The 15,618-nt window shown below is 66.0% G+C and carries 10 protein-coding genes and 1 riboswitch; of the genes, 1 reads left to right on the top strand and 9 read right to left on the bottom strand.

Annotation, left to right across the window (positions count from 1 at the left end; genetic code table 11):
• Positions 1-34: 34 nt before the first annotated feature.
• From LG3211_RS04010 to thiC, 8 genes are all read right to left on the bottom strand, one after another.
• On the bottom strand, positions 35-1,132 hold the full coding sequence (locus tag LG3211_RS04010) for a M35 family metalloendopeptidase (RefSeq protein WP_057941698.1): 1,098 nt from the start codon (positions 1,130-1,132) through the stop codon (positions 35-37).
• 40 nt (positions 1,133-1,172) lie between these two features.
• On the bottom strand, positions 1,173-2,537 hold the full coding sequence (locus LG3211_RS04005) for a S8 family peptidase (RefSeq protein WP_057941697.1): 1,365 nt from the start codon (positions 2,535-2,537) through the stop codon (positions 1,173-1,175).
• A gap of 265 nt (positions 2,538-2,802) precedes the next feature.
• A complete protein-coding gene (locus LG3211_RS04000; RefSeq protein WP_057941696.1) occupies positions 2,803-5,745 on the bottom strand; it encodes a TonB-dependent receptor plug domain-containing protein in 2,943 nt (980 codons plus the stop codon).
• A 125-nt stretch (positions 5,746-5,870) separates the two neighbouring features.
• A complete protein-coding gene (locus LG3211_RS25400; protein WP_148648737.1) occupies positions 5,871-6,110 on the bottom strand; it encodes a hypothetical protein in 240 nt (79 codons plus the stop codon).
• 444 nt (positions 6,111-6,554) lie between these two features.
• Complete coding sequence (locus LG3211_RS03995) at positions 6,555-7,469, bottom strand: helix-turn-helix domain-containing protein (RefSeq protein WP_057941695.1); 915 nt, start codon at positions 7,467-7,469, stop codon at positions 6,555-6,557.
• 143 nt (positions 7,470-7,612) lie between these two features.
• Positions 7,613-9,940 (bottom strand): winged helix-turn-helix domain-containing protein, encoded by a 2,328-nt coding sequence (locus tag LG3211_RS03990; RefSeq protein ID WP_057941694.1) that lies wholly within the window; start codon positions 9,938-9,940, stop codon positions 7,613-7,615.
• 288 nt (positions 9,941-10,228) lie between these two features.
• Complete coding sequence (locus tag LG3211_RS03985) at positions 10,229-10,915, bottom strand: ion channel (RefSeq protein WP_057941693.1); 687 nt, start codon at positions 10,913-10,915, stop codon at positions 10,229-10,231.
• 275 nt (positions 10,916-11,190) lie between these two features.
• Positions 11,191-13,083 (bottom strand): phosphomethylpyrimidine synthase ThiC, encoded by a 1,893-nt coding sequence (thiC, locus tag LG3211_RS03980; protein WP_057941692.1) that lies wholly within the window; start codon positions 13,081-13,083, stop codon positions 11,191-11,193.
• Positions 13,084-13,149: 66 nt separating this feature from the next.
• Positions 13,150-13,253, bottom strand: a riboswitch (TPP riboswitch).
• A gap of 150 nt (positions 13,254-13,403) precedes the next feature.
• Here thiC and LG3211_RS03975 point away from each other — a divergent pair.
• On the top strand, positions 13,404-14,066 hold the full coding sequence (locus LG3211_RS03975; RefSeq protein ID WP_057941691.1) for a hypothetical protein: 663 nt from the start codon (positions 13,404-13,406) through the stop codon (positions 14,064-14,066).
• 25 nt (positions 14,067-14,091) lie between these two features.
• On the opposite strand, the gene LG3211_RS03970 is transcribed toward LG3211_RS03975, so the two are convergent.
• A complete protein-coding gene (locus LG3211_RS03970; RefSeq protein ID WP_057941690.1) occupies positions 14,092-15,255 on the bottom strand; it encodes a M23 family metallopeptidase in 1,164 nt (387 codons plus the stop codon).
• Positions 15,256-15,618 lie beyond the last annotated feature (363 nt).

Below are 15,618 nucleotides of genomic sequence, written 5' to 3'. Positions count from 1 at the left end.
GACAGCGAGGGTTTAGTTTCCCGACAGCGACGGTTTAGTTTTGCGAAGGCGTGTTTTCGGCGAAGTACTCGTGACTGTCGGCGTTGTCCACGGCGCTGGCCGGATCGGTGATCGCCAGGTTCTTGGCCCCGGACTGGCCATACACATGATCGTCCGTGCCGGCGACCGCGGTGAAGTGACTGGTCTCGTGGATCAAGGTGCCGGCCTTGGAATCGGTGCCGGTCAGCGGCGCGGTCCAGAAGGCGCGGCAAACGTAAATCTCGTAGGGCTGATTCGGATAGACGTACGCGTAGTACTTCTGATTGCAGCCGCAGTTCACCGTGACTTCGCCGTTGCTTTGATCCAGCGCCGCGTCGATGGCGACGAAGTGCTGGCTCGCCGTCGAATAACGCGCCGAGGTGTAGGCGCCGAACCAGGTCGTGTAGCGCGGGCCGACGGTACCGGCGTTGAGATAACCCTTGGCGTTTTCCGCGTAACCGCGCGCGGCGGTTACCGCGCTGCCGATGCTGTCGATCTGCGTGGCGCTGCAGCTCTTGTACGACACGCCGCCGACCACGGAACTGCCGCCGCCGCTCGGCTTGCCTTGCGTGCTGGCGCCCTGGCCCTTGCCGGCGACCCACAGGCTCAGCGGTGCGCTCTTGGCGATCTGCGGCAGGCCGTTGCCTTGACGCAGCATGGTGCCGTCGGACAAGGAAGCGAACTGCAGAACCGAGTTCAAGGCGACGACGTATTCGCCGCTTTGGCTGAAGTCATAGGCCTTGGACAAATCGACGACGCTGCGCAAAGTTTCGCCCGCGCGCAGGATCGCGAAATCTTCCGCCTGCGGCAGACCGCGCTTGATCATCGGGCCCTGATAGGCCACCGCGACGCCGTCGCGGCTGATCTGGAACAGCTTGGATTCGACCAGGTTCGACGGCAATTGCCACTTGGGTACGCGCGCGGTGTGGCGGCTGGTATTGGTGATGCTGACTTCGACCTGGCCTTGGAAGCCGCCGGCCGGATCGGCCACGGCCATCAGGCCCACGCGCAGGGGGCTGGCCCGGTCCGCCGGCGGCGCGGCCGTGACCGAAGCCAGTGCGCCGGCCAGGACCATGCCGCCCGCGATGGCGGGCATCAGAACGATCTTCTTCATCGTGCAATCCTCAAAATTCAACGAAACGCGAGATCCAGGCTCAGAAGCCGCTGGCATTCAGACGGCCGCCGGAGACGGTCTTCCCGCTCAGCGAAGGCGTCGCGATCGCCGAACTCATGATCGCGCTCTTGATGTCGGCCGCGGTCGCGCCGGGATGCGAGGACGCGTACAGCGCCACCGCCCCGGTGACATGCGGAGTCGCCATCGAGGTGCCGTTGTAGCTGGCGTAGCTCGGCACGATCTGGCCCTTCGAAGACACCGGCACCGTAGACCAGATGCCATAGCCCGGCGCGCCGATGTCGATGGTGGTCGAACCGTAGCTGTAGATCTGCGAGCCGTCGGACCGCAGCGCGGTGACCGAAAGCACGTTCGGGTTCGGATACTCGGCCGGATAGCAGTCCGAGCTCTCGCAGTTCACGCCCGAATTGCCCGCGGCGACCACGAACAGAATACCGGCGGTGTTGGCCCGGCCGATGGCATCCTGCAGCGCCTGCGAGAACGGACCGCCGCCCCAGGAGTTGTTGGTCGCGACGATGTTCAGGCCATGGCGCGACTTGAGATCGTTGAAGTAGTCGATCGCCTTGACCGCATTGGCGGTGGTGCCGCTGCGCCGTCCCAGGAACTTGCCGCTGATCAGCTTGACGCCGCTCCAGCACACGCCCGCCACGCCCTGGCCGTTGCCGCCCGCGCCGGCGATGGTGCCGGCGACGTGGGTGCCGTGATCGTCGCCCGCGCCGTCGAAGACTTCGTTGTCGTTGCCTTCGAAATCCCAGCCGTGCACGTCATCGACGTAGCCGTTGCCGTCGTTGTCGATGCCGTCGACCGGATCGTAGGGATTGGTCCACGCGTTCGCGGCCAGGTCCGGGTGCGAGTACATGTAGCCTTCGTCGATGATGCCCACGACGGTGTTGCCGCAGTCGGTATGGCCGCCGGCCCAGGCCACCGCGGCTTGCGAGCCGTACTGGTTGGCCGGAGTCGAGTTCGAGCCGTACATGCCCCACAACGAGCCGTTGGTGTAGTAGGTGTCGTTCGAGGCGGTCTGATGCTGGTACTGCCAGTTGGGTTCGGCGTATTCGACGTTCGGATTCTGGCTGAGCTCATACAGCGTCGCCGCCAGATCGCGGCCGGCCGGAACGCGCATCAGCGCCAGCTCGCCGCGCTTGGCGTTGCCGGCGCGAAGCGTCTCCAGCTTCTGCAGGCCGAAGGCCTGCCGCGCGGAGGATTGCTGGACGGCGCTGGTGCCATCGCGGTACTTGACCAGCAGCTCATCCGCCTGATGAGCACGGCCGGCCTTGAGTCCGGCGAGGACCAGATCCGGACGTCCGCCGGCGAACGCTGCGGAAGAAACACCGAGCGCGGATACGACGGCGCCGCACAACAACGCAACACGAAACGATGACTTCATTGGCTAGTACCTTCAGGTATTGGCTCGCGACAGACATGGCCGCGTAAAGACTGTATTTGCCAATTCCGTCACAAACATGCTGCACCGCGGCATTCGCTGAATCTGCTGAATCTGTTCATAAAGACGTGACTGAACCGTCAGTTTTAAGTTTCAGTGGTAACTGTCTTGGCCGGGCTCCCAGTAGCCCCAATCCCCAATCCCGAACAAAAAAAACTACGGCCCCTTTCGGGGCCGTAGTCGTATTGCGGTACTGCCTGACTTCTTATCAGAAGCGCTGGGTGTACTTCATGTACACGAAGCGGCCGATGTCGAAGCTGCCGTTGTAGCTGAAGCTGCTGTTCGGCTGGCTGTACATGGTCTGGCCGATGTGGTCGAACACGTTGTTCGCGCCCAGCGAGACCGTGGCGTTCCACGGGGTGTTGTAGCGGACCTGCACGTCGTGGAAGGTGTTGGCGCCCACTTCACGCACCGGCACCGCGCCCTTGTACGCCGAACGATAGTCCGGCTTGTCGCACTCGGCGCCGCCGTTCAGATCGTACGAGCACTCTTCCTTCAGGCCGGAGTAGTAGCGGATGCCCCAGCTCGCGCCGAAGTCGCCCCAGCTCCAATCGGCGTTGAAGTTCGAACGCACGCGGAAGTTGCTCGCGCCGTCGGCGACCCAGCTGGAACGCTGCTCGACCGGAGTCGTGGACTCGTTGTCGCGCTTGTATTCCAGGTAATCGACGTAGGTGGTCTTCCAGGTGAAAGCGAAGTTGCCGTAACGGGTGTCGGCCAGGCGGTAGGAGATGCCCAGGTCGTAACCCGCGGTTTCCTGGTAGCCGGCGTTGATCAGGTTACGGGTCACGCCGACGACTTGGCCGAGGTTGTCCGGATCGGTGTCGCGGATGAAGCGACCGCAAGCCGAATCGATACCCAGGACGTAGCAGTTGTTCAAGATCGAGGAGACGGTCTCAGCCGCGATCACGTCGTCGATCTTGATCTTCCACCAGTCCAGGCTGATGTCGAAGCCGTTGAACCAGCTCGGGCTGTACACGAAACCGACGGTGGTGGACTTCGAGGTTTCCGGCAGCAGGTTCGGGTTCGAACCCGACAGGAACGAGCTGTCGGACTGAGCGTTCGGACCGGTCGCCGGCTTGCCGCCCGAAGCGACCTGGCGGAAGCCCGCCGGAACGCCGCCAGCGCCGCAACGCGTCGCGACCTGCGGGTTACGCACGGCCGAACCGAACAGCGTGTCGCACGGGTCGGTGTAGTTGTCGAAGCTCTCGCTGATACCGCCGTACAGGTCGGCCACGGTCGGGGCGCGGAAGCCCGTCGCGTAGGTGCCGCGGATCAGCAGGTCGTCGATCGGCTTCCACTTCAGGCTGAACTTGCCGTTGGTGGTGTCGCCGAAGGTGTTGTAGTCGGAGTAACGGCCGGCGATGTTGAACGACAGTTCCTTCGCGAAGGCTACATCCGACAGCACCGGCACGGCCAACTCGACGTAGAACTCGTCGAGCGAGTAGCCGCCCTGGGTTTCGCTACCGGCCAGATCGGTGCTCAGGCCCGACTGCAGCAGCGCGTCGGGCGAGTAGTGAGCCTCTTCCTTGCGGTGCTCGTAACCCGCCGCGATGCCGAGGTCGCCCGCCGGCAGCGTGGCGAGCACGCCGCTGAGGTTGAGGCTGTAGACCTGGGTCTTGGTGGTCGAGGTGTCGTGGGTCGGCAGGTACAGGAACTTCTGCAGATCCTTGTTGTTCAGCGAACCCGGGGCGTTGACGTCCGGACCCAGCAGCGGGTTCCAGGCGTAGCAGCCGGCGATCGGGTTGGCCTCGGTGCCGCAGCGCGCGACGCCGCTGGCATCGACGAACGACGGGCCCAGCGCCTTCTCGACGTTCGGCAGGAACAGATTGCCGGTGCCGGTCTTGACGCCCTTGTTCTGGTTGTACAGGTAACCGACGTCCCAATCCCACGGCTTGCCGGCGAATTCGAACGAACCTTCCAGGCCGCCGCTGAAGCGGTAGGTGGTCAGCTCGGACTTGGTCTGGCGCGGCACTTCCCAGCCACGGCGGAAGAAGTTGGCGTCATAGCCCAACGGATTGAAGGCGCTGTCGCCCTTCAGGCTCAGGTCGCCGTCATAGCGATCGCTGAAACCGGTCGAACGGAACGGGTAACCAGCGATCTGCTGGGTCGCTTCGCGATCGGTGTACAGCACGTCGGCCTTGGCGCGGACGTTGTCGGTGATGTCGAATTCGGCGTTCGCGAACACCGAACGACGCTCCAGACCCGTCGACAGGTACATCTGCTGATTGGCGTTAGCCTGATCGGTCAGACCGTTGGTCGGGTGGAAGTTGTTGATGTCCTTGGTGTTGGTCGTGCCGCGGTTGGCCGTGAAGGCGTTGCCGTCGGCGTCGAACAGCGTGCCCCACTGGTTGATGCCGCTCCAGCCGTTGCTGCGAACGCTGCCTTCCGGACCGCCCAGATCGGGGGTCGGATGCGCGCGGCCCTGCGGCGACGCGGTGAAGGAACGATCGCGGGCGAACACCGGATCTTCCTTGCTGTACTCGGCGCCCAAGGTCACCGAACCGCGCTCACCGGTCTGACCGATGACGAAGTTATAGACTTCCTTCGTGCCGTCGCCCTGACCGTACTGGCCCAGGTACGCGCTGCCTTCCAGGCCGTCGAAACGCTTGCGGGTGATGATGTTGACCACGCCGGCGATCGCGTCGGAGCCGTACAGAGCCGAAGCGCCGTCGGTGAGGACTTCGATGCGCTCGACGATCGAGCTCGGGATCGCCGCCAGGTCGGAGTAGCCGCTGGAGCTGATGCCCATGCGCTTGCCGTCGATCAGCACCAGGGTGCGCTGCGGACCGAGGTTGCGCAGGTCGACGTACTGGCCGCCCACGTCTTCGCCCGACGCCAACGCGTCAGCGCGCGAGATCGCCGGCGAACCGGTAGCGGTGATGTTCTGGACGATGTCCGCGATGCTGGTGAAACCCTGCTTCTGGATTTCGGCGCGGGTCATCGTGACGACCGGCTGCGAGGTTTCCAGATTCGCCTGACGGATGCGCGAACCGGTGACTTCGATGCGGTCGAGGGTGGTGGTGGCCTGATTGGAGGCGTCGGCTTCCTGGGCGCCGGCAATCGCCGGGACCAGAGCCGACACTAACGCCGCGGCGATAGCGGACGGCAGCAAGCCGTACCGCGCCGAGGGGCGCAGACTGCGATGGTTCATCTATCTCTCTCCAGTAATCTCGTTATGGGCGTGTTAAAACGCCCTGCAAAATTACGTTCGAAGTGACGATGCTGCTTTGCGGGTGACGCCGGGTGACTTTGCCGAATCGGCCCTCGCGGTCTGGGTCACGTCACAGTAAGAATCGCGCAGCGCGCCTGAAATGTGATGTGTTGGCGTAATTTTTGACCGATAGCGCATTCATCAATTGAATATCGGCACATATCGCGTGGATTTTGCATTGACTGCTCGCACGCTTTGCCGAATCGGCTCGCACAGTTTTCGCTGCGTTTTGGGTGGATCGCGTTCTTCGCGATGCGAATGCTCGGCGATGAATCGCGCGTCGATGACGCGCGGGCGATGCTCATCGATCTCGTATCTGTCTGCATGCGGCGTCGCTCGCACATGCGGGCACCGCCAGCGATCGACATGGCGACGATCGACGGCGCAACCCGCATGGCATTGCACCGACGCCAGCCGGATCGAATGGAAAGTGTGTGCACGCCATCGCGACGACCGCGCCCGGCCTTGCGCCGGACCGGCGCCGAGGCTTCGCTGCGCGCGGGCGCGCAGTCGAAACCCCGGCGGTCTTCATCGGATCGTGTAACTGCCGCGGGGGGAGGCTGGCGGGCACGCGTCTGCGCAATGGATCGGGCAGGCGTACAGCGGGCGCCAGTGATGCGGTCTTGCCGGACAACTTCGGTGATTCAGGCCGCGATGACCTGCGACGCGCTCACCGACCTGCTTCTTTCGTACAACCACATCTATCTTTCGTATCGCTTTCGTCCCGACGGCTTGCGCCGTCGCGGGACTCAGCTCGCCATCGCCAGCTTGCGCATCGGCACCAACGCCGGCTTGGCCGACTCGAGCTTGGCGCTGGCCGCGGCGCTGCGGTAACGCGTGGCGGAGGTGCCGAAGCGGGCGCGGAAAGCGCGAGCGAAGCTGCAGCAGTTGTCGAAACCGCTGGCGGCCGCGACTTCGCCGATCATCATCGAGGTGTTCTTCAACAAGTCCGCCGCGTGCTCCAGACGCATGCGCGCCGAAGCGGCCTGCGGGCTTTCCTCGTACAGGCTGTGGAAGGTCTTGGAGAAGTACCAGCTCGAGAAGCTGGTCAGCTCGGCCAGCTCGCTGATGCGCACGACGCGGTCGCAGTTGCCTTCCAGGTACAGGCGGGCGCGTTGCAGACGCCCGAACACCTGGCGCTTGCGGCTGCGCGAGCGGCCCGGGCAACGCTGGATGCGGGCGGTCAGGTCGCGCTGGACGCCGGCCAGGTGCAGCAGGATCGGGCGCAGGGCGTTGATGTCGAAGCCGGTGTCGGCCTCGCCGCCGCGGGCATGGGCCTGGCGCCACAGGCGCAGGGCGATGCGGGCGTCGTGACGGCTCATGCGGCCGCGGCCGGCGTACAGGCTGCTGTCGGCCAGGCGGGCCATCGACTTGATCGCGTCGGCGGTCAGGTTCAGACCGATGCACACGCCGTAGCGGTCGGCCTGCAGGACCGGCTTGGAGTCGCGCTCGAACGCGATCCAGTCACCGCGCTTGAGGCGGAACTTGCCCTCTTTGGCCTCGACCCAGGAGCTGCCGCGCAGCTGTACCCAGATCGAGAAGTGAGTTCCGGACAACTGGGCGCTGCCCAGTCGCGAGACGCCGACGCAACTTGCCTGAACGGACAGATCCTGAGCGTCCAGCTGCAGAAGCTGTCCGCGATCGGCCCACAATGCTTGCTCCATTGGTCCACCTCATTTGCGGGGAATGAGGTTTTTATTTGCCTGAGCAACGAACCCGGTGCCGGAAATTTGACGGAGAGTTAGACGAATTCGGAACGACGTCACAACCGAAGCTTTTCCGAAAGAGGTTTTTACTTCCGAATCAATCAGTTGAGCCAGCCTGGAACAAACGTCTTCGGCTCTTCAGGCAGATCCATGTAACCGATATCGGCGCCGTCCCACTTGGCCAGCGACAAATACACGGTGTCGCCGCGCGGGCTCAGGCTGAATCCATTCGGGGCCGAACGCCGGCTTTGGTCCAGGCACAGCACCGACGGCGGCAGCTGCGGGGAGGCGATCCGGCGCAGCATCGCCAGGCAGGTCGGCTGCTGGTCCAGGTAACGCAACTCGCCGGTTTCGGTCGCCACGTCCCACAGCCGGTAGCGATCGGCGACCGGTTCTGCGTCGTCGATGCGACGCACGCTGGACGGGGTCAGCGCCAAGTCCGACTGCCACAGGCCGGCCTGGGTCTGGCGGGTGAACAGCAGGCGATTGCGGGCGCCGTCCACCCGGACCTGGGAGATGTCGTCGATCGCGCCGGCCAGGCGCCAGGGCGTGCGCCGGCGGTCGAACAGGTTCAGGCGCAGGCGGCCGTCGCCGACGCTGGTCAGGATCAGCAGCCGGCCCGGATCGGGCGGTTGCAGCGCCTGCACCGGCTCGCCGGCGGGAATCGGCAGGCGGTTGACCCGGCCGCTGGCCGGGACGATTTCGTAGACCACATTGCGGCCGTCGGCGTCCGGCCCCACCACGGTGACCCGGGTGCTGTCGGCCGACCACGACGCGGCGTAGCGCGTGCCCGGCTGCACGCCCTGCAGCATGCGCAGCGAGTCGGGCTGATCCAGGTCGGCCCACCACAGATGGTTGCTGCCGGAGCGGTCGGAGAAGAACACGATCTGGCGGCCGTCCGGCGCGACCATCGGCAGCATGTCGCGCGCCGAGGACGGGAACAGCGGATCGACCACGTGCACCGCGCCCTGGCTGCTGTCGCCTAGCACGACCCGGAACAGGCCGAAATACGGTTTGCGCTGGACGAAGGCCGCGGCCGGCCGCGCCGCCGCGACCGCCGGCGCCTGCGCCGATTCGATGCCCAGGTCGCGGGCCTGGCCGGTTTCCAGGTCCAGGCGGAACATGCGGGTATCGCCGTCGATCATGCGGCCGAACAGGATGCTGCGGCTGTCGGGCAGCCAGTCCCAGCCGCGCACGTCGGCGCTGAGCTGGCTCAGGCGCTCGGCGGTGCCGCCCTCGGCCGGCAGCCGCCAGAAGTCGCCTTGCGGGTTGTTGCGCAGGAACACAATCCAGCGGCCGTCGGGCGAGAACCGCGGCGACAGATCGACATTGCCGGCACCGGAGCGATACGGCACCGCGCGCCATTCGCCGCTGGCCAGGTCCAGCACGCGCATGCCGACCAGGCCCTGCGCGGTGAGCATGCTGCCGAAGATCAGGCCGCGGCCGTCGGGGGTCCATTCGAAGGTCGGCGGGCTGCGCGGATCGCAAGCGCCGATATCGCGCTCGGCGCCGCCGTTGGCGGCGATCATCAGCACTTCGCAGGACACGCCCGGCTCGACCCGCAGGAACGCGATCGAGCGGCCGTCCGGCGACCAGGACGGGGCGCTGTCCTCGGCCAGGCCGCTGGGCCGGGTCAGCTGCCGCGGCGGGGTCTGATCGGTGGTCTGGACCAGGATCGCGGTGCCGCGCTGGCCCTCGGGCACCGCCACGTAGGCGACCAGGGCGGCGTCGGGCGACAAGGTCGGGGCGAGCTCGAAGCCCGGCATCGAGGTGATCAGGCGATACGGCCGGGCCGCGCCGGCGATCTTGGCCGGGTCCAGCGACGGCGTGGCCGCGCTGGCCGCGGTGGACTGTCGCGCCATCGACCACCAGACCAGGCCGGCAACCAGCACCACCACCGCCGCGATCACCCCGAGTATGGAATGCCAGGTGCCGCGCGGCCGCGCCTGGACCGGCAGCGGCACCGGATCGACGTGCTCGTCGATCCGCGCCGTCTCGGTGCCGTTGCCGGCGCCGATCAGCTCCACGTCCACGGCCGGCTCGGCGTCGTGCGCCGGGGTCGATTCCGGGCTCAGCCACTCGACCTTGGCCAACAGGCGGTAGCCGTTCTTGGCGATGGTCTCGATGTAGCGCGGATTGCCGCGGTCTTCGTCGAAGGCCTTGCGCAGCTGGGTGACGGCCTGGGTGACCACGTCGTCGGTCGGCAGCGTGTCGGGCCAGACCTCGGCCAGCAGCGCGTCGCGGCTGACCACGCGATCGGCGTGATCCACGAGCACGAGCAACACGCCCATCGACTTGGGCGTGATCCTGCGCGGCCGACGCACCCCGGGCGCGCGGATCTCGCGCAGGGGAATATCGACCACGCAATCGCCTACCCGCAGATGTTCGGCGGGCAATGGCGGCGTCGATGGCTCATGGAGTCGCGGCATGAATCCTGCTAATGGTGCGCACTTGCCTACTGCCGGTCATGTGCCTGAACGCATAGGCGACACGAAGGGCGAATTGACATATCCGGCATAGCGCGATGGCGCGATCGGAAAAGCGCGCCGATCTTTCTTGTTCTAGCCGCCATTCTAACGTCCGCGAAGCTGAGCCGAGGCTGTTCGAGCGTCGCAGGAGCCGTTTAGTGCGCTAAAGGCTTGAAACGTATCGTTCCAAAACACACGAAAATGCGTGTGTTTATGTGTAACCCATCGCGATATTAGCGCTGATTCGTTTCAGTGCCGTTCATGCCGGAGCATCGTCAGCCCGATCAGGCGCGACACCACGGCGGCGATATAGCCCACGCCGGCGAACTGCTCGAACATGGTCAGCACGCGTGCCGCCGGGCTCATCGGCAGGATGTCGCCCAGGCCGACCGCGGACAGATTGGTGAAGCTCAGGAACAGCAGTTCGATCCAGGTCCGCGGCTCGCCGGGCCGTTCGGCGCCGACGAAACTGCCTGGATACCAGGCCTGGCAGACCAGGAAGGCGTACGCGAAGCCCCACGCCAGCAAGGTGAAGGTCGCGCCGGCCGCGAACAGTTCGTCGGCGGTGACCTTGTGGTCGCTCATCATGTAGGCGATCAACGCGCCGGCCGCGTAGAAATACACCGCCGCTTCCAGCGCCGAGGACAGCACCAGCAGGCCGGGGCTGACGATCAGCACCGACAGCACCGACAACGCGAACGCCGGCACCGCCAATAGCCACGCGATCCATTTGATCGCCGGGCTGCGATTGACCACCCACACCGCCAGCGCCAGCACCAGCACGCCGAACGCGCCGAACACCACGCGTCCGTGGCCGCCGGGTTCGAACAGCGGATACGCCAGCATGCTCAGCAACTGCGCCGCGAGCAGGAAGGCGGACGGATGCCGGCGCGCGAGGGCGCGCCATTTCAGGCTGGCGTAGCTCAGATCGCTCATGCGCGGAAGTTTGCAGGACTTGGGGGGCGGCGGACAGAGGGGCGGGTGGAGCAAATCCCCCTCAATCCCCCTTTTTCAAAGGGGGAAGTCCTTCGGATTAGGGCGTGGGATCTGGCGATGGTTTCGGGTCTCGGCGCACCTCAAGCCGCAGTGGCTTGTCTTCCTCCTTTGAAAAAGGGGGATTGAGGGGGATTTGCTTTACCCGCCAAACAAAACGCCCGCGCGCGCCTCTCAGGCAACACGCGGGCGTCAGCCCAGCGACAATCAGGCGCGAATCAAGCCCGGCGATACACCTGCGCACCCTGCGCGCGGAACTCGGCGGCCTTCTCGGCCATACCCTCGTCCAGCGCCGCGGCTTCTTCCACGCCGTGTTCCTTCGCGTACTCGCGCACGTCCTGGGTGATCTTCATCGAGCAGAAGTGCGGCCCGCACATCGAACAGAAATGCGCGACCTTGTGCGCGTCCTTCGGCAAGGTTTCGTCGTGGTACTCGCGCGCACGCTCCGGATCCAGGCCCAGGTTGAACTGATCCTCCCAGCGGAACTCGAAGCGCGCCTTGCTCATCGCGTTGTCGCGCGCCTGCGCGCCCGGATGGCCCTTGGCCAGATCGGCCGCGTGCGCGGCGATCTTGTACGCCATCAGGCCTTCGCGCACGTCCTGCTTGTTCGGCAGGCCCAGGTGTTCCTTCGGCGTGACGTAGCACAGCATCGCGGTGCCGAACCAGCCGATCATCGCCGCGCCGATCGCGCTGGTGATGTGGTCGTAACCCGGCGCGATGTCGGTGGTCAGCGGCCCCAAGGTGTAGAACGGCGCTTCGCCGCAGACCTCGAGCTGCTTGTCCATGTTCTCCTTGATCAACTGCATCGGCACGTGGCCGGGGCCTTCGATCATGGTCTGCACGTCGTGCTTCCAGGCGATCTTGGTCAGCTCGCCGAGCGTTTCCAGCTCGCCGAACTGGGCCGCGTCGTTGGCGTCGGCGATCGAGCCCGGACGCAGACCGTCGCCGAGCGAGAAGGCCACGTCGTAGGCCTTCATGATTTCGCAGATGTCCTCGAAATGCGTGTAGAGGAAATTCTCCTTGTGATGCGCCAGGCACCACTTGGCCAGGATCGAGCCGCCGCGCGAGACGATGCCGGTCACGCGCTTGGCGGTCAGCGGCACGTAGCGCAGCAGCACGCCAGCGTGGATGGTGAAGTAGTCCACGCCCTGCTCGGCCTGTTCGATCAGGGTGTCGCGGAAGATTTCCCAGGTGAGCTCTTCGGCGCGGCCATCGACCTTTTCCAGCGCCTGATAGATCGGCACCGTGCCGATCGGCACCGGCGAGTTGCGGATGATCCACTCACGGGTTTCGTGGATGTGCTTGCCGGTGGACAGGTCCATGACCGTGTCCGCGCCCCAGCGGATCGACCACACCAGCTTCTCGACTTCCTCCGCGATCCCGGACGACACCGCGGAATTGCCGATGTTGGCGTTGACCTTGGTCAGGAAGTTGCGGCCGATGATCATCGGCTCGCTTTCGGGGTGATTGATGTTGTTCGGAATGATGGCGCGGCCGCGCGCGACTTCGTCGCGGACGAATTCGGGCGTGATGATCTTCTGGATATCGGCGCCGAAGGTGTGACCCGGATGCTGATTGAGCAGGTGCGCTTCGCGGATCGAATCCAGGCGCTGGTTCTCGCGGATGGCGATGTATTCCATTTCCGGCGTAACGATGCCGCGGCGCGCGTAATGCATCTGGGTGACGTTGGCGCCGCCGATCGCGCGGCGCGGCAGCGGACGATTGCCGAAGCGCACGTGCGCCAGCTTCGGATCGTGCTCGCGCTTGCGGCCGAATTCCGACGACAGGCCGGTCAGCTCCTGGGTATCGCCGCGCGCGGCGATCCAGGCCGCGCGCACCGGCGCCAGGCCCGAGGCCAGGTCGATGGTCGCGCCGGCATCGGTGTAGACGCCGGAGGTGTCGTAGACCGCGAGCGGCGCGTTGTCTTCGCCGCCGAAGATGGTCGGCGTGCGCGCCAGTTCGATCTCGCGCATAGGCACCCGCACCTCATGCCCATGAGCGGCATCGGGCGAACCTTGCACATAGATCTTCCGCGAACCGGGGATCGGGCGAGTGACGTCTGCCGACAGCTTGTCGGCTTGCTGGATCAGTTCGGAGGGCACCGCGTTCATTGACTGTCGTCCTGTTGTTCGCTCCTACGGAGCCGGGACGAAGCGGGCGCGCGCAGACGCGGCAAAGCCGGGTCTTGCGAAGCTTCCCTACGGCGGTGTCAACCGCATCAGGTTCGAAGGGACTGTCTCAACCGCCGGCGCAAGCCGCCGCGGTACCCCCGCTTCAGTGCGCATTAGACATGGAAACGCGGGCCGGCGCCAATGCGCGGGCGTTCAGCGGGACCCGGCGCGACCGGCGCCAGGGCCATCCGGCACGCCCCGTGAACCCGGACGCGACCGGCCCGATTGCCCGCCGCGGCCGCGCCGGCTAGCGTGTGGCCATGCCCAGTCCTTCGAACCGGCGCCTGCCGCCCTCCTATTTCGCGCGCCGCGTCCTGTGGGCGACGACGCTGATCCTCACCGTGGCGGCCTGCGCGGCGCCCACGCCCAAGCCTGCCGATCCGGGCACGGGCGCGAATGCCGCGAGCGGCTCCGTCGCCGCCGACCCGCTCGCCGCGCTGCGGCCGCTGTGCGGCCACGCCTATGCCGGCCGCGTCGTCGCCGACACGCCCAAGAGCGCGGAGGACCCATTCGCCGGCAAGACCCTGATCATGCATGTGCGCGAATGCGGCGCCGATGCGATCCGCATCCCGTTCCATGTCGGCGACGATCGCTCGCGCACCTGGGTGATCAGCACGCACGACGGCCGGCTGCGTCTCAAGCACGATCATCGTCATCGCGACGGCAGTTCCGACGCCTTGACGATGTACGGCGGCGATCAACGCGGCGACGCCGGCGCCGGCCGCTACGAATTCCCGGCCGACGACTACAGCCAGGCCATGTTCCGAAAACTCGGCCGCGAAGTCTCGGTGCCGAACGTATGGGCGGTGGAGATCGACGCGCAGCGCTTCGTCTACGAACTCTCGCGCCCCGGCCGCCTGTTCCGGGTCGAATTCGACCTGACCCATCCGGTGCCCGCGCCCCCGCCGCCGTGGGGCGGCTGAAGCGCGGGCGCCGAACGCGCGGCCCTCAGTGGCCCGGGTTGGTGAACCAGCCGGAGCAGTAGTTCTGCCCGTTCTTGGCCAGGTAGAAGCGGCTGCAGTTGGTGTCGTAACTGCTGCCGGTGGCGGTGATGCGGTAGCCCGACAGATAGGCGCCGTTGAGGTGATAGAAGCTGCCGTTGAGCTTGAGCGACCAATGCTCGTGCGGACCGGTCGAGCTGCCGCCGTTGCACAGCGCCTGCGCCCGGGTGTTGGCCGGATTGGCGATGGCGGTGTTGCTGCCGACGTTCGCGCCGGTGTTGTAGCGGATGTTCATCAGATGGTAGTAGGTCGTGGACCAGCCGCCGCTGTGCACGATCTCGGCGAAGCACGAAGAGTGGCGCTTGAACGAACCGTTCGCCGACGCCGACACCCAGGTGTTGCTCTGGTTGCTGCCCCAGCCGCCGCCCAGCGACATGTCCAGCGACGACATCGGGTAGTTGCCCGAGCCGGTGTTGGTATGCGCGCCGCCGACATGCCAGCGCGCGCCGCGCGGGAACGGGAATTGCAGCAGGCCGTTGGGCGACAGCGGCTGCACATCCGGCCCGGCCTTGGCGAAGCGCGCCGACGGCGCCTGGGCCTGGCGCGGCTCGTTGAACAAACGGCCGTAGACCAGTTGGAACTCGCCGTCGCCGCTGAGTTTGGCGCTGGCCTGGCTGGCGCCGGCGCGCTCGAACAAGGCCTGCAGCGGATTGGCGCGCGCCACGGTCACCGCGCCCTTGGCGTCGGGGCCGTCGTTCTCGTACAGCGCCTCGCGCAGGGCCTGCGCGACTTCGCGGGTCTGGCCGTTGAAATCCTTCGCTTTCGCCAACGCGCCGAACGGACGCTTGGCCGCGTCGGCGGCGGCGTGCTTGCGCGTGATCGCGCCGCTCTGCTGCTCCATCAACGCGATCAACACCTTCGGGCTGATGCCGCTGTAACCGGCCCAGTGCGAGATCGATTCGGCGTGCCGCGACAGATGCGGCGCGTTCTTGGCCAGATACGCATCGATATCGAAGTCGAACATTTCGTCGTACGAATACACCAGATCCTGTCCGCTCAAGCCGCGTTCGGCCGCGCCCGCGCCGCCGCTGATCGCGGCCAGCACGCAACACGTCAGCAGTGCCAGTCCCATCTTGGAAAACGCCTGGTTCGATCCTGTCTTGTTCGACATCGTCTTGCTCCCGAGGTTTGATTGGGCGGCTCGCTGGCAGACCACCGCGTCGTCGTACGCGGACATTCGCTCGCGGCGGCCACCCGGGTTGGTGCGAGCCGCAACGACTCTGACCGTCCGCGCAAGCGCTGTCGTGCGACCGCGGTCAAATCGGCGAAGCACAAATGAGACTGCGGCTGCAACATCCGCACAAGAATGGAATGCGCGTAAAACCGCTGGATTTCAGCGTTCAGCGAGAAACGGTCGGAGCGCACAGATCGCCGCGCGCGCATCGGGCCGCACGATCGTGCGCAAACCGCGGCATCGATGGCGCGCACGCAGGTGAAGCCGCTTCGATGCACGAACCCGGCGACGATCGCCGCG

This window comes from Lysobacter gummosus (assembly GCF_001442805.1).
GTDB classification, from domain to species: Bacteria; Pseudomonadota; Gammaproteobacteria; order Xanthomonadales; family Xanthomonadaceae; genus Lysobacter; species Lysobacter gummosus.
This window is presented reverse-complemented; position numbering and strand designations above follow the sequence as displayed.